Source organism: Mesomycoplasma ovipneumoniae (genome assembly GCF_038095995.1).
Classification (GTDB): Bacteria; Bacillota_I; Bacilli_A; order Mycoplasmatales; family Metamycoplasmataceae; genus Mesomycoplasma; species Mesomycoplasma ovipneumoniae_F.
Genome location: NZ_CP146005.1, coordinates 620581 through 646746, shown reverse-complemented (window position 1 = coordinate 646746; position 26166 = coordinate 620581). Strand labels below are relative to the sequence as shown.

General features: G+C 29.4%; 18 protein-coding genes. 11 read left to right on the top strand and 7 right to left on the bottom strand.

The window, feature by feature from the left end; all coding sequences use genetic code 4:
• The first annotated feature begins 730 nt into the window (after positions 1 to 730).
• The 5 genes from V3249_RS02420 (at position 731) to V3249_RS02410 (ending at position 4293) form a co-directional block, all read left to right on the top strand.
• A complete protein-coding gene (locus V3249_RS02420) occupies positions 731 to 2389 on the top strand; it encodes an IS1634 family transposase (protein WP_252263002.1) in 1659 nt (552 codons plus the stop codon).
• 73 nt (positions 2390 to 2462) lie between these two features.
• Entirely contained in the window at positions 2463 to 2621 is a 159-nt protein-coding gene (locus V3249_RS04225; protein ID WP_425355591.1) for a helix-turn-helix domain-containing protein, read from the top strand.
• Positions 2622 to 2640: 19 nt separating this feature from the next.
• Positions 2641 to 3408: a restriction endonuclease gene (locus tag V3249_RS02415; protein ID WP_341517448.1), complete on the top strand. Its 768-nt coding sequence runs from the start codon at positions 2641 to 2643 to the stop codon at positions 3406 to 3408.
• Between the two features lie 7 nt (positions 3409 to 3415).
• On the top strand, positions 3416 to 3592 hold the full coding sequence (locus V3249_RS04220; RefSeq protein ID WP_337896762.1) for a DNA methyltransferase: 177 nt from the start codon (positions 3416 to 3418) through the stop codon (positions 3590 to 3592).
• Positions 3562 to 4293: a site-specific DNA-methyltransferase gene (locus V3249_RS02410; RefSeq protein ID WP_337896763.1), complete on the top strand. Its 732-nt coding sequence runs from the start codon at positions 3562 to 3564 to the stop codon at positions 4291 to 4293. Before V3249_RS04220 ends, V3249_RS02410 begins: the two co-directional genes overlap by 31 nt.
• Positions 4294 to 5001: 708 nt before the next feature.
• Here V3249_RS02410 and V3249_RS02405 read toward each other — a convergent pair.
• From V3249_RS02405 to V3249_RS02375, 7 genes are all read right to left on the bottom strand, one after another.
• Complete coding sequence (locus V3249_RS02405) at positions 5002 to 5694, bottom strand: hypothetical protein (RefSeq protein ID WP_044284269.1); 693 nt, start codon at positions 5692 to 5694, stop codon at positions 5002 to 5004.
• A complete protein-coding gene (locus V3249_RS02400) occupies positions 5684 to 6883 on the bottom strand; it encodes an ABC transporter ATP-binding protein (protein WP_044284268.1) in 1200 nt (399 codons plus the stop codon). The genes V3249_RS02405 and V3249_RS02400 overlap by 11 nt, the downstream gene beginning before the upstream one ends.
• A gap of 2 nt (positions 6884 to 6885) precedes the next feature.
• The gene (locus V3249_RS02395; RefSeq protein ID WP_337896764.1) at positions 6886 to 7821 is read right to left on the bottom strand and encodes a sugar ABC transporter permease; all 936 of its coding nucleotides are present in this window, start codon (positions 7819 to 7821) and stop codon (positions 6886 to 6888) included.
• A gap of 4 nt (positions 7822 to 7825) precedes the next feature.
• Positions 7826 to 10876 (bottom strand): ABC transporter permease subunit, encoded by a 3051-nt coding sequence (locus V3249_RS02390; protein WP_341517447.1) that lies wholly within the window; start codon positions 10874 to 10876, stop codon positions 7826 to 7828.
• Entirely contained in the window at positions 10869 to 11375 is a 507-nt protein-coding gene (locus V3249_RS02385) for a hypothetical protein (protein WP_337896766.1), read from the bottom strand. The genes V3249_RS02390 and V3249_RS02385 overlap by 8 nt, the downstream gene beginning before the upstream one ends.
• Before the next feature lie 2 nt (positions 11376 to 11377).
• Complete coding sequence (locus tag V3249_RS02380) at positions 11378 to 13843, bottom strand: hypothetical protein (protein WP_341517446.1); 2466 nt, start codon at positions 13841 to 13843, stop codon at positions 11378 to 11380.
• A 603-nt stretch (positions 13844 to 14446) separates the two neighbouring features.
• Positions 14447 to 14578: a hypothetical protein gene (locus V3249_RS02375; protein ID WP_337896769.1), complete on the bottom strand. Its 132-nt coding sequence runs from the start codon at positions 14576 to 14578 to the stop codon at positions 14447 to 14449.
• Between the two features lie 727 nt (positions 14579 to 15305).
• On the opposite strand from V3249_RS02375, the gene V3249_RS02370 reads away from it, so the two are divergent.
• The 6 genes from V3249_RS02370 to V3249_RS02345 all read left to right on the top strand — a co-directional run bounded on the left by V3249_RS02370 (position 15306) and on the right by V3249_RS02345 (position 25635).
• Complete coding sequence (locus tag V3249_RS02370; protein ID WP_337896770.1) at positions 15306 to 17315, top strand: alpha-amylase family glycosyl hydrolase; 2010 nt, start codon at positions 15306 to 15308, stop codon at positions 17313 to 17315.
• Position 17316: 1 nt separating this feature from the next.
• On the top strand, positions 17317 to 18951 hold the full coding sequence (locus tag V3249_RS02365; protein ID WP_337896771.1) for an alpha-amylase family glycosyl hydrolase: 1635 nt from the start codon (positions 17317 to 17319) through the stop codon (positions 18949 to 18951).
• Position 18952: 1 nt separating this feature from the next.
• Entirely contained in the window at positions 18953 to 21325 is a 2373-nt protein-coding gene (locus tag V3249_RS02360; RefSeq protein ID WP_341517445.1) for a glycosyl hydrolase family 65 protein, read from the top strand.
• Positions 21315 to 21977: a beta-phosphoglucomutase gene (pgmB, locus tag V3249_RS02355; RefSeq protein WP_337896773.1), complete on the top strand. Its 663-nt coding sequence runs from the start codon at positions 21315 to 21317 to the stop codon at positions 21975 to 21977. The genes V3249_RS02360 and pgmB overlap by 11 nt, the downstream gene beginning before the upstream one ends.
• A gap of 450 nt (positions 21978 to 22427) precedes the next feature.
• Positions 22428 to 23894, top strand: coding sequence for a hypothetical protein (locus V3249_RS02350; protein ID WP_303535873.1), 1467 nt, complete (start codon positions 22428 to 22430; stop codon positions 23892 to 23894).
• A complete protein-coding gene (locus V3249_RS02345; protein WP_337896774.1) occupies positions 23866 to 25635 on the top strand; it encodes a hypothetical protein in 1770 nt (589 codons plus the stop codon). The genes V3249_RS02350 and V3249_RS02345 overlap by 29 nt, the downstream gene beginning before the upstream one ends.
• Positions 25636 to 26166 lie beyond the last annotated feature (531 nt).

Here is a 26166-nt window from a genome sequence, read left to right as displayed (position 1 = left end):
CAAAAGTTGAACAATTAAAATCATAGGTAAAAATTAGTTGTATGAATTTTTTCAACTATTAAAAAAAGAAAAAATACTTGGTCTAAGAAAAAATTATGTTATAATAACAATCACTTAAGAATAAATTAATAAATTTTGATATTGAATTAAGGGGGAATTAATTATGTTTTTTGTCTAAGAAAATCAGATAGTGCGAATTTTCCATTATATTTCTAAATATGATGGTATGCCTTAAATTACCCGTTTAGAAATCTATAAATTTAGGGCTTTTGGTTTTTGTTCTTTCAAAAATTCATATGTTTTTTTAGGCTCGACGCAAATAAAAACGAGTTTTCTATTTGCATTGAGTTTAAATAGTAGTTGTATTTTTTTATGATTTTTGTTATTTTATCCATAAATTGATTCTTGTCAGTGTTTTAAGCTAAAAAAGCAGTTTAAATATTTAATAATTTTGCTTTTTTAGTTTAAAAACCACGAAAAACCCGAAACTTTTTAAGATTATCTCATCAAACTGGGAAACTCGGGAATATATATCGCTTAAAAATATTGAAAGGATATGTGAAGAATTAAATTGTCCCGAGTTTCCCAGTTTGAAGGCAAAAATTCACTTTTTAGTAAATATAAATATGAAAAAAGACCTGTAAATCGGTGTTTTTTGAATGTAAAACCTTAATTTTTATTGGTAGCATTTGGTAGCATTTTAAGTAATTTTATGGTATAATTATACATTATGAAAAAACAAAATTTGTTTTTATTTAGTGTTTGAGGATCTTCAAAAGATAAACCATATAAATATGTTGGCTGAACACAAGGTTATTCCAAAGGTCCAAAACGTTGATTTAGTTTAGGAAATGAGCGGAATTTGGAAAAAATTAATCCAAATGCTGTTCAAATTATCAAAGAAAAATTGAAATTGTTTTCAAATTTAGATGACAAAGATAAAGTCAAGGCTATTTTACTTGATTCTATTAAAAATTCCGCAATAATCGAAGGTTCGGTTTTTGTTGGTGGGGAATTAATTGAAAAACTTATTGAAAAGCACAATATTTTTGAGTCACTTCCTAAAAGTAGACATAAAAATATGAAAGAAATTTTTAACTACTTAATTTCAAAACGGATCACTGATCCTGGCAGCATTATTAATGCTTTTGATAAAAAGGATGACTACTCAAATCAAATAAATGCTTCCAAAAATAGCTTTTATAGACTCCTAGATCTTGTCTTTGAGTCACAAAATCAACTTTTAAATAGTGTCAACAAAATGGTAACAAGCGAACTTGGAAAAAGGGACAGTGAATTTTATTTTGACTCATCAACAATCTATTTTGAGACATTTGAAAGAAATGGATTAAGAATTCCTGGCTATTCTAAAGATGCTAAATTCAAAGAAGACCAAATTGTCATTGGCTTAGCGTGTGATAAAAATGGTATTCCTTTTCATATTAAAGTTTTTAAAGGAAATACCGGCGATTCTAGTACATTAATCCCTTTTGTATTAGATGTTGAATCCAAATATAATATCAAAAATATGACAATAATCGCTGATCGCGGCATGTCAACTGCTGCAAATATTCGATTTCTTGAATCAAGAAACTATAATTTTATTATTTCATATCGTGCAAAGGTAGGGACTCAAAAATTCAAAAATTATTTACTAGATCCAAGGGATTATGTTGATGTAAATGCGGATTTTAAGTATAAAAAAGAAGAATTTTATTCATCTTATAAAAATAAAAGATACACTGAAAATATTAGAAGAAGAATTATTACTTACAGTACAAAAAGAGCGATAAAAGACAGAAAAGCTCGTGAAGAGCAAATCGAAAGTTTTATTAAAAAACAAAATAAAGACGGTTTTATTGAAGTAAACAAATTGTTTGGTAAAAAACCTAAATATTTTAAGGAAATTTCAAACATGAAATTTGAATTAGATCAAAGTAAAATTGACAAAGACAAACAATTTGATGGCTACTATGTTTATGAAACAAATATACTGAATTTAAATGTCTTAGATATAGTTGAAAAATACCAAAAACAGTGGAATATTGAAGCTAATTTTAGAAGTCTAAAAGGTTTGTTGAATATTCGGCCCGTATTTTTAAGAATTGACGAGCACATTCTAGCTCATACACTTTTGTGTTTTATCTCACTAGTTATTTTAAAAACTATAATATTTAAAATCAACAAACATATTAGTGATAACAAGTTATTTGAAAACAATCAATTAACTGAGGTTGGTTTAGTAACGATGTTGCAAAAATTAAGGCAAAGGGTTGAATTTAACACTTTAGATCAGCAAATAACATTTAAAAATCGAGATGGTGTTCCTAGTGATCCGAATATTTGAAATAGGTATGATTTTTACTTTGATATCTTAATAAATCACTAATAAAATTGTTATTAACTTTTACCGAAAAACTTAAAAAAGTGCCTAAAACCAGATGCTTTTTTAAAATTACCTTATCAAACTGGGAAACTCGGGAAAAACCACGAAAAACCCGAAACTTTTTAAGATTATCTCATCAAACTGGGAAACTCGGGAATATATATCGCTTAAAAATATTGAAAGGATATGTGAAGAATTAAATTGTAAAATTGAAGATGTTATTAAAATTATTTAAAATGGAGGAAAAAACAATTATGAGATATGAAGATTTAGAGTTTAAAATTCCTATAGAGTCTAAGGAATATGAAAAAGATTCAAAATTTGTTATTGAACAAATAATAAATATATTACAAGAACGAAAAAATTCTGGTGATGATAAGATTATAATAAATACAAATTTAAAATTAGGACTATCATTAGAAAATATAAACAAAATTGCAGGTCCTATGATCGAAGTTTGGGCAAATGAGGTTTTTGTCGACATTAGAAATGTTCGAAATAATAAATACAATTTAATAAATGTAGAAGTGCAAGAAAGATTAGGAATGGCAGATATTATACTTGAGTTTAAGAAAGATAATGTTAAAGTTCTTACAGGAAATATTGATGTAAAGGCGACTGCGAATGATATTGTTGATAGTGGGAAAGGTCCTAATATTACTTCTTTTTCTAGGATTAGGACAGCTTATGTAGTTGATCCTGATTATATGTTTATAGTATTGTCGATTAAGCATAAAGTTTATTCAGAAAGAAATGAACGAACACAATTGATGGATGGCATTATGGAAGTTGTTGACTTTAATGCGTATGACTTAAAATTTATAGGAGATAATGACATAAGCTATAATCCAGCTCTAGGTACTGGTCAAATACAAATAAAAGATATTCATCATGTTAGTTTTAAAAGAAGAACTACTTGGGAAATGTGTCAATTATTAGATAAAAAATATTTACATAGTAGCACAAGAACATTTGAAGATTTCTATAGAGAGGCAATTAAAAATAAATGGATAAAAATTTAAAAATAATTTGCGAAACGCAATTGAAGAACTTAAAAAAATTGAATCTAAAAGTATTAATTTAATTGTCACAGATCCGCCATACAATTTGAATAAAGATTATGGAAATAATAAAGATAATTTGGAATTTGAAGAGTATTTAGAATTTTTAAGACAGTGTGGCTTACCGAAGCAAAAAGAGTACTAAAAGATGATGGAACTATATATATTTTTATGGGTATGAGATATATATCATATATTTATAGCATACTTGAAAAAGAGTTGAATATGCATTTTAATTCTTGGATAACTTGGTTTTATACACAAGGAATAGGGAAAACAAAAGGGTTTTCTCCTAGACACGATGATATACTAATGTTTACCAAGCATAAAAGTAAATTTACCTTTAACTTAGATGATATAAGAGTTCCACAAAAATTTTACCGTTCAATAAATAATATGAGGGGTTCAAATCCGGGAAATGTATGGCAATTTTCTCATATGCATTATTGTAATAAGAATAGAAAAAAACATCCCACACAAAAACCAGAAGCCTTGTATGAAAGAATGATTTTAGCTTCATCGAATGAAAATGATATTGTACTTGACCCATTTGTTGGTAGCGGAACAATGCTTAGAGTTTGCCAGCAAACTAATAGACGAGGTATAGGTATAGAAATTAATGAAGAGTATGTTCAAATGTGTAAGGAAAGATTAGAAGAAGATTTTACAGGTTTTGATAGTGAAGATGAAAGAATCAAAAGGGTGCCTAACGATTTAAATGATTCTAGTATTAGAAAAAAATATCTTGAAAATCACAAAAAATGGTTTTTAAAAAATCATCAAAACTTAATAAAGAAATTTGAAGATGAAGTAAATGAAAAATACTTTCATAAAAAAGACGATTAGATAAAATCTAGTCGTATTTTCTCAAATTAAGAATATAAATGTAACACACAGATATTTTTAAAATCGCCATTTGGTGATTTTTTTAAATATTAGATCTAAGCTAGTATATTCTTGAGTTTGGCAGTTCGATGGAAAACATTCACTTTTTATTGAATACAAATATGCAAAAATACCGGTAAATCCGTGTTTTTTGACCTAAAATCTTAATTTTTATTATTTTGAAATTAGCCTTTTGTAAAAAAAAAAAAAAAATGCTTGGTCTAAAATAAAATTATGTTATAATAATCTTCACTAAGAATGAATTAATAAATTTTAATATTGAATTAAGGGGGATTAGTTATGTTTTAGCCATAAAACAATCAGAAAATGCGAATTATCCGTCATATTTTTAAATATGATGGAATGCCTTAAATTTAACCGTTTAGAAATCTATAAATTTAGGGCTTTTTGATTATGGCTCTTTCAAAACTTCACATATTTTTTTAGGCTCAATGTAAATAAAAATGAGTTTTCTATTTGCATTGAGTTTAAATAGTAGTTGTATTTTTTTGTGATTTTTGTTGTTTTATCAATAAATTGATTTTTGCCAGTGTTTTAAAATTGTAATTAACTTTTTCCAAAAAAAGTTAAAAAAGCGCCCAAAAACTGGACGCCTTTTTAAAATTATCTCATCAAACTGAGAAACTCGGGAAAATGTTTAAAATACAATTAGCTGTTGGAATTTTTTTGGATAATTTGGTTTATTTTTGCTTCAAGACTTTTTGTTTCAAAAGGCTTTTTTGCTAAAGTTTTGTCTTTTTCAAGAGCACCAAATTTTGATTTTGCACTTATTTGTAAAATCAAAATTAAAAAGCTAAAAATTAGACTTATTCACATTTTTGTATAATTAGGAAAATCAGAAAAAATTGAATCTGTGACGGTGGTTTCGCCAATTTTTACACTAACATTTTGCTCAACTTGAGCCGGTTGAAGGGCGACAATAAAGAAACTTAAAATAAAAATAATTATGGATAAAGTAAAAATAAATTTATAAAATCCTTTGAGATCGCCAAATTGTTTTCATAAATAAATATGTTGCGTTAAAATTAAAAAGAACAGAATAAAACCAAAAACAATAACAAGTGAAATTAGACTAATAAAAATTGGTCAAAGTGGCAATGAAGTTGATTTGCTTCTAGCAATTTCAGTAATTTCTTGAGTTGTTAAATTAGAAAAACTACCTTTTGAAACAAAATCAATTTCCCAATCGATTCGTTCAAGAAACTGCCAAATTTGCACAAATGAGAAAATTATAATTATTAAAAGCAAAATTTTACTTATTAATTGTAAAACTTTACGAGTAAAATAGGGTGCAATAAAAAAGTAAATTTTGGCACTTCGTGATTCTAAATTAGTTATCAAGATCAATTCGCTCCTTTGTTATTGCATCAAAAATGTGAATCCTTTCTAAATTAAAGCTAACTTTAACTTTTTGATCTAAAAAGTATTCAAAAATATTGTTCTGGTTGGAAATTAATTCAAGTTGATCGCTGACTTTAATTGCAACAAGTTGATCTTTACCAATTAGCTCAACATTAGTAATAATACCGTCAAATTGGGCTTGATTTTGGTTTAGATAAATATCTTCTGAACGAAAACCGACTTGTAATTCTTGATTTTGACTTAATAAATTTGCCAATTTTTGATCAACTTCAAATCAAATTGGCGCCTTTTTTGCCTTTATTTGGTTGTTCTCAACAACACAATCAAATAAATTCATTGTTGGCGAACCGATAAATGTGGCAACAAAAGTATTTTTAGGTTTAAAATATAATTCTTTTCCTGTTCCATTTTGCTGAATTTTACCGTCATTAAAAACTACAATTTGGTTTCCCATCGTCATTGCCTCAAGTTGATCATGAGTTACATAAATACTTGTAGTTTTAAGCATTCTGTGAATATTTACAATTTCACGGCGCATTGATTCACGCAATTTTGCATCTAAATTTGAAAGTGGTTCGTCCATTAAAAAAACTTGCGGTGCACGAGCAATTGCCCGTCCAATTGCAACCCTTTGACGTTGACCACCAGAAAGATCACGCGGTTTTGAGTATAGATAGTCGCTGATTTTTAAAATTTGGGCAACATTTTTTACTTTTGAGTCAATAATGTCGCGTCTTTCTTTTGCAATTTTGAGTCCAAAAGAAATATTATCATAAACATTCAAATGCGGATAAAGGGCATAAGACTGGAAAACCATTGCAATATTTCGCTGATGGGGCGGGAGGTTATTGTATCGTTTGCCATTAAAAATTAAATCACCTTGAGTAATTGAATTTAGACCGGCAATCATTCTTAAAAGCGTTGTTTTTCCTGAACCTGAAGGTCCTAAAAAGATGCAAAAATTACCACTTTCAATTGTAAGATCAATTGCCTCGAGTGTATATTTGTCATTACCTTCATATTTTTTTGAGACATTATTAAGAACAATTTTGGCGCCTTTTGTTTCTTCTTGTTGTTGGCCAATTTTTGCAACCATTTTATTTAAATCAATTTGATTTAAATCTAAATTAAGATCTTCAAGTTCAAAAAGTTTTTTATTTTTTTCCATAATTAACCTTTAACAGCTCCTTCAGAAAGTCCGCCAATTATGTATTTTTGTAAATACATAAATAAACCAAGCGCAGGAAGAGCTGCAAGTAGAGCCCCAGCTGCATAAGCACCAGCATTGACATGTTTTGGCTCGACATTAATAAATGTTTCAAGCCCAACAGCAAGAGTTAAGTCTTGAATATTGAAAAGCACAAATCTTGGCAAAATAACATCGGTAAATGGTGTTAAAAAAGATCAAAGTGCGACCATAATTATTGCAGGTCGTAAAACTGGTAATAAAATTTTGAAAAAAACACCAAAATTTGAACAGCCATCAATTTTTGCTGAATCATCAAGTTCGCGGGAAATACTATCTAAATAAGCCTTGAGCATGAAAGTATGTCCAGAAACTGCCCCACCTGAGTAAATAATCACTAACATAAATATTGGTGAAATTCCGCCAATTTGGCCAATTTGGACTAAAATATAGAGAAAAATTAACGAAGAAGTTGCCGGAATCATTTGCAATAACATAATTATTGTCAAAGAATGTTTTGAACCTTTAAAGCGAAAACGTGAATAAGCATAACTATTTAAAGCAACGGTAGTAGTTGAAATAACCATCGTTAAAAGCGCAATTGTTAGCGTATTTCCGTACCAAGAGAAAAAATAAGACCGTTCAGAAGTAAATAAATAAGTGAAATTATCAAAACCAAAAACAAACGGCGTAATTGTAATAAGTCGAGTATTAGCAACATTAAAAGTGGCAATAATTAGCGAAACTATTGGGAATAAAACAACAACAGACCAAGAAATTAAAATTAAATAATTAAGAAAAATTCAAAGTAACTCAATTGGCTTAATATCGCGCTCATCACTTAAATTTAGACGTTTTTTTGGACTAGCATTTTTGGCAACAAACTCATAACTAGCAATTTTTGACACTAATAAGTTCATAATTTTATCTCCTTTGCATTGATTTTATAAAACCACGAAGGGCAAAACTAATACTAATTAGCGCTGCCAGTGTTGAAAGTGCGGCGGCAAAAGCTTGGTGTCCGTCAATTTTTATTCCTTGAGTTGTTAGTTTGAAGACCCAAGAAATAATAATGTCTGTTGAGGCCTCACCAAATGGGGAGGCATTTGCATAAGCAGGACCGCCGCCTGTAAAAATTGAAATTGTTGTAAAGTTATTAAAGGCGCCGACAAATTGTCCAATTAACATTGGCGCAATTCCCAGAAGTAGCTGTGGAAGCGTTAGTTTTCAGAAAATTTGTGACTTTGAAGCCCCATCAACGGCGCCTGCTTCGTAAATTTCGCCCGAAATTGCCTGTAGATTTCCGGTAACAAGCATAAAAATAAAGGCATAACTAATTCAAGTCTGAACAACAATCAGTAAAACTCGAGCCGTACCAATTTGGTTTAGTCAAGAAATTCCGTCTTTAATAAGTCCTAAATTAATTAAAATTAAATTAATATAACCTTTTGAATCAGCAGCAAACATTGAACGAATAAAAGACAAAGAAACAAAGGCAGGCACTGCTCAGGGTAAAATAAATATTAAGCGAAAAATCTTTTTACCTTTAATTCGGGAAGAATTGGTTAAAATTGCAATTAAAATTCCTAAACCAATCGGAAAAAGTGTTGATAAAACTGTCCAAATTGCTGTTCAACCAAGAACTGAAGCTAGTGATTGAAACAGTCCAAGTTGGCGATAATCTCACCATTTTCCTCATTGTTTAAGTCCAACTCAATTAACTGTCTGACCTGGGGCGGCATGATTATAACCATAGTCAGTAAAAGAAATTAAAACTGAAGTAATTATTGGTGCAGCAACGATAAAAATCATTAAAGCATGGCCAATTAGTGAAATCATTCACGGAAATCCGGTAGTCTGTAGTCACTGTTTTGAATAGAGTCATTTTCCCGGAACAACGCCAGCTTCCATTGCCTTTGCAATTCTTCAGGCCGAAATTGCCCCAATTAGAAAGTAAATTAGCACAAAAGCCATTAAAATTACCGACAGGACGCCACCAAAAAGGTAAAAACGTGCATCAGTAAAAATACCATCCCGGGGCGAGTGTAAATTTGCTCCTAAGTCAGCAAAGCCCGGAATTCCGCCCATTTTTGACCAGTAAGCCCCAAATGAAAAGGGAATTATAAAAGCATAACAAATTATTCCAACAATTGAAAGTAAAGAACCTTTGATAAACTGGCGAAATACAAATAATTCAGCAAGTCCTGGGAAGATTAAATTCAAAAAGAAGCTAATAAAACGGACGTTTTTTATTGTCTCAACAGGATAAGATTTTAGTGCTTCATTTGCTTTTGATTCATAAATTTTTTTGTTAACTTTTAGCTCGTTAAAATAACGGTAATTATTTGTTTTGAGAATTTGTTTGAATTTTGTTATTTTTGAACCCAAAAACAGTGTTTTTTTTTGGTCAGTTTTTGCAATTTTGGCTTGTTTTTGCAAATTTTTAAAGGCTGTTTTGGCGATTTCGTTTTGCTGGAGCCTTTTTTTGTTTTTGGCAACACTCTCAACATAATTTTGCTTAATTTCACTGATTTTTGTTTTAATTTCTTCTTGCTGAGTTTTAAAATCTGGACTTGATTTTAAAACTTTTAGCTCGTATTTTGCAAGAATTTTTTCATTTATAAATTTTATCCGTGTCTTAAAGTCTTCAATTGTTTTTTCTCTGGTTGCCCAGCCAAGATCCTGAAGATAATGGCCTTTGTATGAATATTGTTTTAAATATTTAGCTTTTTGGAGCAAAATTTGCCATTTTAGACTTGATTTTGCCAGTTTTTTTATCAAAAAACTACCATAAAAACCAAAATAATGACTTTTAATTAAATCAAAAAGTTGTTGATTTTCATCTTTTAATTTATTAAAAAAATCTAGTTTGTCTTTTAAAATTTGGCTGTGATTCTCAAGGGGAATATCTAAATCTGGAATTTCAAAATTTTCATTTTTTTCAATGGCGTAAAATAATTTAATCGCCTGATCAAGGAAATTTATTTTTGTCTGGGACAAACTAAAGGCAAGATATTTTTGCTTTTGAGCACTAATTTTACTAATTTGGGAATTAATTTCGTGCTTAAATTCATTTAGTTTGCTAATATTTTTGGACTCAAAAGCGATAATTTCTTGCTTTTTTTCGCTAATTAATTCTCTTTGGGCTGCATTTTGCTGATTTGCTTGCTGTTTTAGGAAATCAATTGCATTTTTATAACTATATTCGAGCGAAATTATTTTTTGTTTTGCTTTGAGTTCTAAATTTGACTTTCTTTTTTTATATAAGTCAGTTTGTAACTGCTTGGTTTCAGTATAATTTTTTTTAGCCAAAGCTGATTTTTTTAAGAGTTCTTCTTGTTTTTGTTTAATTTGCTGATAAAAATTGACAAAAAAATCACTTTTTAGTTTTGACTGAGCTAAGAATTTTTTGCCGTCTTCATCAAGAAATTGGCTAATTTTGTTTAGATCAAAGTCAAAATCTTGGTATTTTCTAACATAATTTAGGCAGACTTGAAAAATAAAGTGCTTTTTTATTAAGTCAACTTCAGATTCTAAGGTTGATTTTTTTGTTTTTTCAAATAATTCAACTTTAACCTGCGGGCTATCTTCTGTTTGGTTGAGTGATTTTGAAAAATCTTTAAATCAACTGCGAAGATTTTTAAGCTCTTTTTGGATTTTTTTAATTTCAAAACTGAGCAATTTTTCAACTGAAACTGCAAAATTAAGTTTAATATAAGCGTCTTTGAGAACTTTTAGTTCATTTTTAAAGGCAATTTTTTGACTATGTAATTCGCGTTTTAGGTTATCGCGAATTGTTTGCCGGGCCCGTAAAAATAGCTCTTTTTCAATGTTTTCTTGAACTTTGATCTTATCTAAAAATCTTGAGTGAGTAATTTTTGCACTATGATAATAAGATTTTAGCGTTTTAGCTTCAATATCAATAATAGTGTCAAATTTCTTGCCATAATAATTATAGAGTTGTAATTTATGCATTAAAACCGCCATTTGCTAATTTGTATTTTGAAATAATTCGTTTAAGTCGGTAAATGTAGACTGAATAAATCAACACAAGAACAATCAACCCACAAAAAATAGAGATAAAAATTCCGCTTATTAATTCAGCACTGTTTAATTTTTCTGCTCCTTGGAAAAAAGGATAGCCAGCCATTGAAGAAAAGACAAAAATCCAAAAAAAGTAGAATAAATAGCCAATTTTTACTTTTGAATAAGCCATAAAAAGGTAAATCCCAAAGAAAATCACAAATAAATTTGTCCCAATATAAGCACTTAATTTTCCGGCTGCTAAATTTGAGGCTAAAATTTCGCGTTGATTTTCCTGATCTGTTTTACTGATTTGATCTAAATGTGTCCCAAAAACAAAAGGGATTAAAATTCAACTAATAAGTGCGATTGATAAAAAAGCACTTAAACTAATTAGCAAATAAAAATGTGCCTTTGGTATGTTAATCTTAAATTTAAAAACAGGCCCCATTTTTAACTAAAATTTACAATAACCCTGCTAGTTCCTTGGTTTGCAAGAAGAATTTTTTTGTAGTATTCAATTGCAACTTTGTCAAAAAATATTTTGGCAAAATCTTCTTCGTTTTTAATTTTACTTAAAACACTTTTGTGGAAAACTTCTGAACCAAAAGTTTGATCATTTCAAGCACCCCAAACTGTTGAACTAAATTGTGGATTTGAGCGATCAAAACGGGAATTATCGGTATTAAGAATTCCAACACCTTGGTTTTCAATTGTCTTATCTGAGTCAATTACGTTAAGAATTTTGTCAAAACTTTTTGATTTTAAGTATTCACTAATAATTTTTTCAGCATCACCTAAGGTGTATTTGTCAACAGTTTGACCTGATTTTGTGGTAGTTTTTTGTGCTTTTGTTTGCTTAATTGTCTCAGGGCTAACAAATGAGCGAATTAGGGCAGCACTAACATAATTATTTAAATAAGCACGCGCAATTTTTTCAATTGTTGCATCAGCAGCTGGATTTTTGGCAATTAATTTTGCTTTTTCTTGAATTTCTTTAATTTCAGCAGCAATACTTGCCTCAAGTTTTGTAAGGTCGTGATTATTTTCAAGAATTAATTTACTGTATTTTTCAATTTTTTGGTCTTTTTCAGATTGCTCATCACCATTTGCACCAAAAAGGAAAGCCTCAACTTTACGTACGTGCGCGGTAGTATCACTTTGGGAAATATCAAGATCGTATTTTCCAGCTTTTGCATCTTTAATTCCAACTTTGAAAAAACTCTGATCAATTTGTCAGCTCTCACCATTTCCGGTGAATTTAGATAAATCTGTTTGGCCAAAAATTGTTGCCAAAGTATTACGGATTGCGACAAATTTTTGGTATTTTTCAATTAAACTGTTAATTTTATTAGCACTTTCAACTAGACTAGGATCAAGATTTTCTGTTTCAATTCGTGCACCAAAAGTGAGATAATTTTCTTCTGAGCTAGCATCTTGGTTTGTTGTTTTATCTCAGTTTGACTCAACTGTTTGGTTAATATATTTTGGATTTGCTGTTTTTTGAATTTGGGCATTTATTGCATTTTCAATTTCATTATCGTCTGTATATCCTAAGTCTTTTTTAAGTGTTTCAAATTTTAGACTAAGAGGTTGATTAATTTTTTCAACTTCCTGTTTGATTTGATTTGTTAGGGCTTTTACAAACGGAATTTTTGAATCATCTTGGAAATAAGCGGTGTTTGTTTTAGCCGAAAACATTATTTTAAAAAGATCATTTAGGGCTTGTTTTCGCTCAGGAGATGATGAATTATTTCGTGAATTGATCAAAAAAGATCATGAACCTAGGGCTTGTTTAAAATCAGTTTCATTAGTTGCTTTGGTGATGTTAAAAAAAGACTTGGCATTTGCAGATTTTTCTGAGTTTTGCACATCTCAAGTTCCAATAATTGCAAATTTTAGTTTCTTTTCTTTCATTAGCCGAAAAATTGTATTTTGGGTAACATTCATATCAGATTTAATAATTTGTGCTAAATCTGCCTGTGAAATTCCTTTTTTCGACCAAATTGAATTTTTATAATCAGCTTCACTTTCATAAGCAGCTTTAAAAACTGGGTAGTAAATTTTTGCCACTGATTTAAAAGCTTCACGGAAATACTGCTGGTATTCATTGTTTTCCGGTTTTAAATTCGAATCAACAACCGGATCAATATCACTATGAAGAAGACCAGAAGTAAATTGATTATTTTTAGTATATAATAATTTGGACATTAAATTCAAGGGTTTTCCGTCTTCGTCTTTTAAATTTTCACGCTGAGCAATTTTTTCAAGCGCACCGGCGAGAACACCATTTCCGTACCAGAAGTCTTGGATTCTAAACAGACCTTCGCCTTTTTCAACAAGCTCAGCAAGTGAATCTGTGTCTGCATTTGACAAAATTGTCCGAGTTTGGTCTTCATTTTCTGTTGAGGCTAGAACAATTCCTTCTTTGTTGTGTTGGATTCCAACAAATTCTGAGTGGACTCTGTTATTTTTTAGGCCAAAAACAGTCCCGAAATTTCTCATATTTTCTTTTTCTGTTGCTGTTGCACCAATTTGAGCTGTAATTTCGTCAAATAAATTAGGTAAAAAATCATTCAAATAAGAAACTGCCCCACCTTGGACTAAGTCGGTAATTCGGTCTTGAGGTGCATAAAAAATATCGGGCGTATTGTTTGTGTCTGTGTGTCCAACTGTTGAAAAATCTAGTGCTGAAAAGACATTTTTAGAAATAGTTCTAATTTTAAAGCCGTTTTTTGTTGCTGAATCAGTTTTGTTAAATTCTTCAATATTTTGTTTTCAATAATTTGTCTGGGCTGGGTCAACTGCGACAATAATTTCTTTATTATGTGCAAATTCGTTTACAGGACCCCCACAAGCTATTAAGGCAATAGGGCTAAAAGAAACCATTCCAAAAATTGATTTTGTTATTTTCTTCATGATAATTCCTTTCAAAAAAAACACTTTTACATCTATTTAAAAACAATTTTGTGTTTATAAAAGCCAAAAACTGAAATAATTAAGCTAAAAAAGCTAAAAAATGGAAAAACATTAGTGAAAATTGACAAAAATACTACCCATTTATAATCTTCAGTTTTTGAAAGAATGTAAATCAAGTGAATACATAAGAAAATATTGACAACTCAAGCTGTTATGCTAATAGATATTATGAATTTTCAAAAATAACTACTAAATTCGTTAGATAAAATTAGACTTCAATTTTGGGAAATTTTCCACTCATATTTCCCAAAAGCTAATAAAACTAATACTCAAAAAGTAGAAATTACAAAATTTCCAATAAATAAATAAAAGTATTCGATGATTTTAGGGCGGTACTTTCGTTCAAGAGGCAGTTTTCCTAAAAAAATATACCGAAACCTTGTTTTTAACGTTGGTTTTGAATTTGTCATATGTCTATACGTACTCTTTTCTAATTTTATCAAAAAAAATAATTTTTTATTAAAAAATTCAAAAAATACAAAAAAATTCTTATAAAATTATTTTTTTGTGAAAAATCAATATTTTTCTTTATTTTTTGCAAAATTAATGTATAATTATTGCAACTATTAAAACCAGTTTTTCCTGAGTTTGACAGTTTGATGGCAAAAATTCGCTTTTTAGTGAATACAAATAGGCAAAAATACCGGTAAATCCGTGTTTTTGTCCTAAAATCATAATTTTTATTATTTTGAATTTAGGCTTTTGCAAAAAAAAAAAAAAAATGCTTGGTCTAAGAAAAAATTATGTTATAATAAGCATCACTAAGAATAATTAATAAATTGATATTGAATTAAGGGGGAATTAGTTATGGTTTTGTCATAAAAAAATCAGAAAATGCGAATTTTCCATTATATTTTTAAGTATGATGGTATGCCTTAAATTTAACCGTTTAGAAATCTACAAATTTAGGGCTTTTAGTTATTGTTCTTTCAAAACTTCATATATTTTTTAGGCTCAATGTAAGTAAAAACGAGTTTTCTATTTACATTGAGTTTAAATAGCAGTTGTATTTTTTTGTGATTTTTGTTATTTTGTTATAACTTGATTTTTGCTAGTGTTTTAAACTAAAAAAGCAGTTTAAAAATTTCATAATTTTGCTTTTCAAGTAAAATTTTAGCTTTTTTAGTTTGGTTTATTTGATTATCTAAGGAATGGTATTTTCTAGGTCAGCTTAGAAGGCGGCTAAAAAAAATATCTCAAGCAATCATTGTTTAGAGACGGCCTGAAAAAATAATTAAAAAAAAATAAAAAGAATTTTTTTATGCTAAAATAGTAGAATGCAATTTTTTTATTATTTAAATATAAAAATTTAAATTTTGCATTTATTTTTCGGCAAGTTATATTAAATTATTTAAATTTTTGCCAATAATTTGCCAAATTTTTTTATTATTTAGGTGTAAACATGCTTTTTGACTATGAAAAAAGTCTAATTCGCAAAAATTCGCGCGGAAAAATATACCTAGGACCGCTTGGCTTGTTTTTGAAGGATGAAAAGTTTCATTTTTATTTTTGATCTCCTGATGCAATTTCAGTTGAATTTTTAATTTATAAACATTTTGAAGATTCAACCCCTCTTAAAACAATAAAAATGAAAAAAACAAAAGGAGCCTGGTTTTGCAAAATTAGCAAAAATTTTGAATCATATTCATATAATTTGAAGGTTGAACACTCTAATTCAACAACAACTTTCGCACTTGATCCATATGCATTCAGCCTTGCTCCTTTTGATTGAACTAAAAATGAAACTCCTAAAGCCTTTTTAATTGATATTTTTTCAGAAAAAACCGGCCAAATGCCTTCAGATATTAACTTATTTGAGGCTGAGCCCAAAATTGATGCCCAGATTTACGAGCTCCATGTTCGCGATTTTAGTTCGCTTTCAAAAAAAGTCCAATATCCTGGAACTTTTATTGGAGCGATTGATAATGGTATTTTTTCTTACTTAAATAAGCTGAATTTAAACTTTTTACAATTACTTCCACTCCATTCTTGCTATACTTTTGCCCAAAAAAGTGTTCCTATTCTCCACCAAGGCGACGGAAAAGGCCATTATAGTGCTTATAACTGGGGTTATGACCCAATTAATTTTTTTTCACTTAATTCTAGTTTTTCAACAAATCCACAAGACCCTTATGTAAAAATTGTAGAATTCCGTAATTTTGTTGATCAGGCTCACAAAAACAATATTGGAATAATTCTCGATGTTGTTTATAATCACACTTTTAAAAATTCAGTTTTTGAAAATGTTGCCCCAGGTCGTTTTTATCGCGAAAATGCTGAAATTTTTCCAGTTGGATTTGCGCCCTTAGACTCCCAAAAACCGATGGCTTTTAGGCTAATTTTAGACTCACTCATTTTTTTTGTTAAATATTATAAAGTTGATGGATTTCGCTTTGACTTAGCTTCATTTTTAGATAAAAAATCACTTAAAATTATCGATACTGAGCTAAGAAAAATTAATCCTAACATTTTATTATACGGAGAAGCTTGAGATTTTAGTGATTTGCCCTTTTCTAAAAGATTAACAAAAGGAAAAGAAGGTAATAATTTTGACTTTGGATATTTTAATGACACAATTCGAAACGCTGTTCGAGGTAGTGATTCACCAAATGACAAAGGTCTCATTTTATCAAAAAATGCTGTAAAATTCGGCGCTTATGTCTCTTCAATTCCAGGAAATATTGCTGATTTTGATTTTAAAGATTTTTACCATTCTAAAAAACGCTATGATCTTTTTGCTAATGAAATTAGCCTAAATTTAGCATATTTAACCTGTCATGACGGGCCGACTTTAGCTGATAAAATTTTATCTTCATCTCCAAAAATCGGAAAAAAACAATTTATTGAAACTTATCGACAAGCCTTGATGTTAGTCTCTTTTGTCCAAGGAAAAGTGCTTTTTAGTTCAGGAAGTGAGTTTTGCTTTTCAAAAGTTTGCGATTTTTCTGGCGCAACTTATCAAGCTTGCCATCCAAATTTAAATCAAAAAAATCCACCTTTTGAGTTTTTAAATGCTGATTTTTTTGATTTTAATTCTTATAAGACAACAGATTTTACTAACGGATTAAAATTTGATATTTTAAAAAATAAGCAAATAGAAGAACAAATTTTTAATTTTTTTGCCAAAATTAACGAATTTCGGCAAAAAACCAAGTTTTTTAGGCTAAAAACAAACCAGCAAATTAAAGATTGTCTAAATTTTGAAACTGTTGACAAAAATAAAGGATTAATTATTTATCAAATTGACTTAGAAGGTGAGGCCGTTAAAATTATTCACAATTTTTCAAACAATCAGTATGAGTATAATTTTGATGACTTTGAGATACTTTTTAATTCAAAATTGAATAATATTAACAATTTAATTCAACCTCATCAGTCTATTTTGCTAACAAAAAGGATAAATTTTTACTAAAATGAAAACAAATTTAAAAGATAAAGTAGTATACCAAATTTTTGTCAGATCATTTTTTGATTCAAATAATGACGGAAATGGCGATATTCTTGGAATTTACAATAAACTTGAATATCTTAGTGATTTAGGAATTGACGCAATTTGACTAACCCCATTTTATGAGACTAATTTTGTTGATGCGGGTTATGATGTTCTTGATTATAAGTCAATTTGGTCTAAATTTGGTAGTCTTAATGACTTTGCTAAACTGACAAAAAAAGCCGCTGAATTAAATATAGATATAATAATTGACGTGGTTTTAAATCATGTCTCAAGTCAGCATTCCTGATTTAAAAAGGCAATTGAATCTCCTGAAAATAAAGAGCATAATTATTTTATTTGAAGAGAAAAATTAAGCCCTGAAGAACAAAAAGCAACTTCAATTTTTGGTGGATCTGCCTGAGAATGACAGCCAGATGTTCAAAAATATTATTTTCACCTTTTTAGCACAGACCAAGTTGATTTAAATTGAGCGCACCCAGACACACAAGCTGCTTTTGTTGACATTATTAATTTTTGGTATGACCTTGGAGTTCGTGGTTTTCGTCTTGATGCCATCAAACATGTTGCTAAAAATTTTGAAAATGTTGAACAAAATCCGTATTTTTCCTGATGCAAAGGCGCCCAAGAATATCTTGAAAAATTTAACGAACTTGCCTTTGAAAATAAGCCTGATGCCTACACTTTTGGCGAGGCTAGCGGAATAACTGTTGAAGAATTAATAAAATATGGGGCTGGAAAGTCACCTTTGGCCAACAATTTTTTTAACTTTTCATGATGATGAATCGGCTGGTCAAACAAAACTGGTAGAAACGGATTTAATCCAAATTGAGACTATCAAGATTTTATTAACGCCCAAATCCCTTTTCAACACAATGAAGAAATTAGTCCGAGTTTAATGAGCAATTTTCTTTCAAATCATGATACTTCCAGGGCAATTTCTCGTTGAGGAGACTATCCATTTTTCTGGAAAGAATCAGCAAAATCGCTAGCTCTTTTACTTTTTTCAATGCGCGGAATTCCGATAATTTACTATGGTGAAGAAATTGGAATGACCAATTCTTACTTTGAAAATAGACAAGATTTTGTTGACATTGATATGAAAAATGCTTTTGCTTCACTTGTTGACAGAGAAAAAATTTATTCTGAGTCAGAAATGCTAATTTATGCAAATATTAACAGTCGCGATTCAGGAAGAGGTCCTTTACGCTGAAATTTAGGTAAAAACAACGGATTTTCAAGCCAAAAAGTCTGAATTAACACAAGCCTTGATGACCCGCGAATGAATGTTGAGACTCAAGTTTTAGATAAAAATTCAATCTTAAATTTTTATAAAAAATTAATTTTTCTTTATAAAAATGACTTAAAAGATTTGCTTGTTGACGGAACAGCAAAACTAGAAATAACCAAAGACGGAATTTGCAAAATTAGCCGTGAATTTAAAGGTGAAAAATTAATTTTTTACTTAAATTTAACAAAAAAAGAACTACCTTTTGCCGAAAAAATTCAGCAAAAACCCTTGCTTTCTTCATATCAGGATCTCAAAAAACCTGAGGATTTTTTCCGCCCGTTTGAGTCAATTTTAATTAAGGAATAAAATGAAAACTAACCAATTTTTAACATATGATAATTTGAAAAAACTAGTTATTCAAAATGGCTTTGACCGAAGATTTACAGGAAAAACTGAATCAATTTTTGCCTTAACAAATGGATATTTAGGTCTCAGAAGTAGTGACGAAGAACCTGATTATTATAATAAACCAGGATTTTTTGTAAGTGGTGTTTTTAACAAAGATGTTGAACATGAAGTTCCGGAAATTTGTAATTTGGCTGACTTAATTACAACCCCAATGTTTATAAATGAACAGCCCTTAATTCTTGATTCTGAGGACCAATATCAAAAAGTTTTTGATATAAAAAATGGATCTCTTTCGCGTTCAGTTAAACTCAGCCGCCAAAAAAATACTATAAAAATCGACACTTTTCGTTTTGTTTCACATCAGAACCTCAATTTTTATGCCCAAAAAATTGAGGTTGAAATTCTTGAAGTCAACCCTGAAAATGAATATGTTCAAATTGAATTTCGCCCACAAATAAATGCCCAAAACACAAACACAGGAACTCAACATTTTGCCGAAGGTGAAAAATTTCGCCCTTTTGAAAATGCTCTGCAGTTAAAACAGCGTTCAACTAGCTCAAATTTGTTAGTTATTCATAATTTAGTTTGCCATTTTGAAGTCGACGGCCAAAGAATAAAACCTGGAGATGATAATTTTCAAGTTGATGCCTCAAGACGACTAATACTGTTTCGAATCAAAGGAAAATTCAAAAAAGGGACAAAAATAAGTCTGATAAAATTAATGTCAGTTCATACTTCCATTGATGACTCCGAAAATTTAATTGAAGATATTGAGCTCGAAAAACAAGCAAATTTAACACTAAAAACTTTACTAGAGGTCGATTTTCATGAATCTTTTTTAGAATCAAGCCAAGCTCTTGACAAAAATTTATGACAAAAATTTCTTGTCAAAATTGATTCAAATTCCCAATTTGACCAGCTAGGACTTGATTTTGGCCTTTATCATCTAAATGGACTTTTTCGTAAAAATTCGACCGAAATTAATGCAGGGGCCAAAGGTTTAACTGGCGAAGGATATCAAGGTCATACCTATTGAGATTCAGAATTTTTTATTAATCCTAATTATCTTTTTGTTGAACCCAGTGTTGTCAGAAATTTATTAATTTATCGTTATAAAGGCTTAGATGCTGCCCGAAAAAAAGCTGCTTCTGTTAAACTCAGACCTCAAGAATCTAACCTTGAAGGAGCCCAATTTCCCTGAGAGATGGCCCTTCCTAAAGATGGTGAAGTCTGTCCAATTTGAGGTCAGGTTGATATAATTTCTGGAAAACAAGTCCCAATTGCCTCTGCCCGTCAAGAAATTCACGTCTCAGCTGACATTGCATATGCAATTCAACAATATTTTGTTGTTACTTTGGATCAAGATTTCATGGAAAAATACGGCTATGAAATAATTTTTGATACTGCTTGGTTTTACACTAACCGGGCTGAAAAAACTACTGACGGAAAATTTGAAATTAACGATGTAATGGGTCCAAATGAATACAAAGGAAATATTAACAATTCGGCCTATATTAATGCAATGGCAAAATATAACCTTGATCTAGCACTTTTTTATTTTGAAAAAATAAAAAATAGCCCAGTATTTGCTCAAGTAATTCAAAAAATTCCTTATAAAATTGATTTTGAAAAAATCAAAATTGTTGGACAAAATTTAGTCCAACAAAAGCCAAATTCAGAGCTAATTATCGCCGAAAATGACAGCTTTTTAGAGCTAGAACGAAATGATATTAGCGAGTTTAAAATGCTTGGTGATGCAGGAAAAAAACTTTTTTCACTTGTAAAAGGACAAAAAATTCTTGCATCTCAACTAGTTAAACAAGCTGATGTTGTCTTACTTTTATATCTATTTCCCGAGCGCTATTCTGAAGAAATTAGAGCAAAAAACTTTGATTTTTACGAACAAATTACAACACATGACTCCTCACTTTCGGCGGCAACTTATGCAATTGAAGCAATAAGACTTAACAAAATCGACAAAGCTTATCAACTTTTTCAATACGGAATTAACATTGACTTAGGCCAAAACATGAAAAGTTCTGATGCTGGAATTCATGCCGGATCGCTTGCTGCAATTTGACAAATGGTTGTTTTTGGCTTTGGTGGTCTAACTTATTTTGATCATAAAATTCATTTAAAACCTAATTTACCAAAAGAGTGAAATTCATTAATTTATAACTTTAGTTTTCAAGGTGCAAATTTACAAGTAAGAATTGATCACTCGACTTTTAGGGTTGAAAATTTTAATAAAAAACCTGTAAAAATTTGAATAAATAATCAAGAAGAACTTATAGAAAGCGTGCATTTTTTTGCAACAAACCATGAAAATTAAAGGACTAATATTTGATCTGGATGGAATAATAACAGATACTGCCCAATTACATTTTTTAGCCTGAAAACAATCACTTTTAGCCGAAAATATTGACTTTAGTGAGACTGAAAATGCCCAATTAAAAGGACTCTCAAGAAAAGAAACACTAAAAGCAATTTTAGAACTAAAAAAACTGACCTGAGATGAACAAAAAATTGACAATCTCTGTTTTAAAAAAAATGAAATTTACTTAAAATTACTTGAAAATCTAAATAAAGACCATCTTTTGCCAGGAATATTAGATTTACTAACAAGTGTAAAAAGTAAAAAATTGAAAATTGCACTAGCCTCAAGTAGCCTTAATGCCCCTTTAATTTTAGAAAAACTTGGAATTATTGCTTTTTTTGACTATATTGCCGATCCTAAAAAAATCAAAAAACCTAAACCAGCGCCTGATATTTTTCTATTGGCTTCAGAAGGATTGTCTCTAAATCCCGAAAATTGCATTGGCTTTGAGGATTCTCTTTCAGGGTTTTTATCAATAAAAAGCGCAAAAATGAGATCAGTTGTTGTTTCTTTGGATCAATTTAGTGAATTTAATCAAGCTGATTTTTGATTTTCATCAACTGATCAGCTTGAAATTGACCATATTTTATCAGTTTTAAAGAGCTAGACAAAAAAATCTTTTTAAATAACAAATTGCTAAAAAAATTCAGACACAAATAATTAAGCATCAACCCGTCTTTCTAAGAACATTTTCCATTTTTCTTGATAAATTCCACTATCATTTTTCAGAAAGACCCTTAATTTTTTATTTCTTTTTGTGCTAACAGAGATTTATTTTTCATAGATTTATCAAACTTTCTTGGCAATTTCTTATTAAACTGTTTCTTAAAAATGCAAAATTGCAATTTTTAACCTTTAGATTTGTCAATTTTAATGTTCTTAAATTTGTCTTGAACTATGAATCTGTATTGCTTGATTTTGACACACCTTCTTGAAGACGCCTAAAATTAGCGTGCTAATTTGTATTAATTTATTCTTTTTAAATGAAATTTTCACAAAAATTCTCAAATACACGTTATAATTTTATATTAAAGAATTTTAATAGTAAGGAGAAAAAATGAAGAAAAAACTAAAACTTTTTAAGTTTATAACTAATATTATTGCTTTTTCATCATTAAGTCTAAGTGTTTTTGGCCCGCTTTGACATTTTCAAAATACAAAAAGCTATTCAGATTTTAAACTTGAAACTCGTGATATAGATTTATCAAATTCAAAAAAACCGGTAAATTTTGATGATTTAGTGCAAATTGTTTCGACTAAAAACCAACAAAATTCGCTTGTAATCAATGCAAATATTAAAAAAGCCAAAACACATCTAAACAAAACAAGTACTAATTCAGACTCACCTAATCTAGATGATATTCAGATTCAAATTAATCAAGAAGGTGAGGTAATTTTAAATAGTGCTTCACTTGAATTTGTTAACAAAAAAGCCGAACTCTATTTTGAAGAAGGTGTACCAAAACTAAAATTAGAAGGGCATGTTTTTGACTTTAGAGAGCTTCAAAATCAAATTCGGGTTGAAAAAACCTTCTTTTTCCTCTTGCCTTTTATTCCATTTATTTCAAATGCTGTCGCAGCTGCCATTGCCGCAGTAGCAGTTTCCACAGCTGCTGCGGTAGCTGTGGAAACTTTTCCAAAGGTTGTTGATGATGTAGGTAGATGATTTGGGAACCGTGAAAGTTACTATCCGCCAGCTGATTATAGCCCTGTTCATGCGCCAGCTGATGATAACCCTATTGTTTGAAGAGATACTGACTCAATTGAAGTTGATTTAGATAAATTGACAAAAGGAAAAAGTAAGTCTAGAATTAAAGCAATGGCAAATATAAAGATTTTAAGACTTTCTGTTGTAAAAGATGAGACAAAATTAAGACAATACACTGGAATCCATCCAGCTTGATTTTTTAATTTTCACACCAAAGGCTTAAAATCATATTTTGTTATTAGTGAACAAGCAATCCCAGAACCTGCTGCCTGACTTTGAGCCGTTTCAAATTTGACAATGCAGTCAAAATTAACCCAAATTGTTATTGATACTTTCCTGCCTAGTTCAGTAAAAGCTGAAATTAATGATAATTATTATGACCGTAAAAATATGGAGGAAAAATTAAAGTCCCCTATTGATTTTTATTCATTTAATGAGCCAGTTATGTGAACTTTGGCTCAAAAAACAAGAGATACAGCAAATTTGATTGTGGGAAATAGATGGTCAATTGATCCAAATAATAATTTAAATAAAGATATCGGTTTTACTAAAGATCACTTTGTTGTTGGAGAAGGCCTAGCTAGCGATGCTATTGATTGAACCGACCCTAAAAATGAGTTTGATATTGATAAAAGTAAAGATAAAAAAATACCATCATACATAAAAATATATTTTCCCAATTATCATGTAAGGAGATTAAGAATGATAGGGGATGAGGAAAAGGGTATTGAGTCGGAATTTATACCAAGAAAAAAAATGTTAAATGTTGAAAAGGTGCATTTTTTATATGGAAAGGCAATTAGATTTAGTAACTAACGCAAAAAAACAATTAATTAAACTAAAATATATAGAAATTAATATTAAAAGTCGTTGTTCAATTGGCAATATGACTGATGATGATGTGGATTCAACGTCTGATTGTTATTATAAGAATTATCCATTTCCAAATTTTTTATACGATTACCTTAAAGAAACCTACAATCCTAATCCAATTGAAAGAATTATTAGCTTAAATTATAAACAAGAAGATTATATTTATAATTTAAAACTGGAAGATATCCCAAAAAGTTCGTTTTTTTCCAAAAAACTCGAAGATTTCCAATTTCATAACGATATTAAGTGTTTAATTGGCGACTGTCACCACGTTGAATATTGCGAAATAAACGAAGAAGAAAATGTTGTTTATAAATCTGATCTTTATTCTGCATCTGCTTTACGCGATGGTAAAGATTTTAAAAAAGTTGTTGTTGTCTTTGAAAACTTTGATGATATTGAAAAATGTGAATTTTCAATTTCTTATCCTGCTTATTTTTGAAAAATATTTAAATCAAAAAGCAGATTGAGAGAAATTGAAGGTTTAATTATTAAGGAAATTCAGGAAAGCGTTCCTTATGCAAAGCCAAAAAATTTAGCAAATTACCACGAAAAAATCTTTGATTTTTTATCAAATAGATATGAATATAACTCAGAATTTCTAGACATAAATAAAGCATATTTAGGACAAAATGTAGAAAATATCTACAATTTGTTATTAAAAGAGAATTATAATTTTGGTGAAAAAACGCAAATTGAACCAATTCAAAATGTATTTACTTTTGAAACTTATGAAAATTTGCTTAAAAAATTTGAAAAATACGGGATCAAAAAACTTAACTTAAATATTGAAAATCGTGATAAATTTATTCTTAGTTGATTTGATAAATTTGGCCCAGAATATCGAAAATATTGCATCGAACTTTTTGGTAAAAGAGGCCAAACGTATTATGATATTGCGAATAATTGGACAAATAAAATCGAATTAATCTATTTGTTGCAAATTCTATTTGGTCCTAAATATTGAGTTGAAGATCTAGATTTTTATCCCGATGAGCCTGATTTTCTTATTCTACCAAGTTGGGCAAAATTAAAACTTGAAAATTTCGAAATTTTTTACTTTGACGGGCAGGAATATGGCCTTTTTGATGAAATAATTTCCCAATTTGACTCAAAAAAGCCAGTTTTTTGATTTCAACCATTTTACTATTCCGCCTATGGAGCTGGTGAAGCACGGATTTTGCCAATTGCATTAAAAAATTTCATTTTATTGAATGTTGATGGTCAAAAAATTTATTACTGATTTGGCCATTCAAATTTATATGATGATATTTATGGAGGTAAATACGAAATTTTAAAATATTATTTCAAACAAAAATTAGTCAAACTTGAACAAGATATTTTTCTGCGTGATGGTAAGGATCCGGAGTTCTATGTCTCATGACCACCAAGGCAAAATAATTTAACTAAAAATGTGATTGGATCATCTATGGAAGAATTAATTTTATATCGAGATTCCTTGAATAAATTTCTAAAAGAAACAGATCATGAATTTGAGTATTTTAGACGCTTTCTAGAAAATACTAATTTATATACCCAACAAGAAAAAGAATTAATTTTACAACAACACCTTCTCTTTTCTTGAGATTCTGATGATTGGACTGAATATTATGATGAAATTGCAAGAGTAGATTTTCGTGGTCATAAAAGTAAAAAATTTATTGAGATAAAAGGAAAATCGTAGGTCTTTTTGTTAATTAATAAATTTAATGATAAAAGATTTAACTTTATTTTTAAAATTTTTAACCTGTTTTTCTTTTTTATCTATTTAAAAATAGCAATTTTGTTAGTTGAATTTATGTTTACTTGTAAAAATGCGCCTGACTTTTAGCGGTTGGAAGTTTGCTAGTCCAATCAGAATTAACCAAAATTATTATTGATATTTTCTTGCCTAGTTCAGTAAAAAATAATAAAAATGTTGATGACCTTAAAATTATGGATAAGAAACTAAATTAACCTATTGATTTTTATTCATATAATTGACGAGTTATGATAAATTTGGCTGAAAAAACAAGAGATACAGCAAATTTGATTGTAGGAAACGGATGGCTACGAAGACAAAATAATAATTTAAATAAGGATCCCGATTTTACTAAAGGCCTTTTGTTACTGGAAGTGGACTTGCTCATGATTCTATTGATTGAAAGTACCCTAAAAATGCTTTTGAGATTCCTGATAAACAATCTAATCCAAAATCATATACAAAAATTTTTCC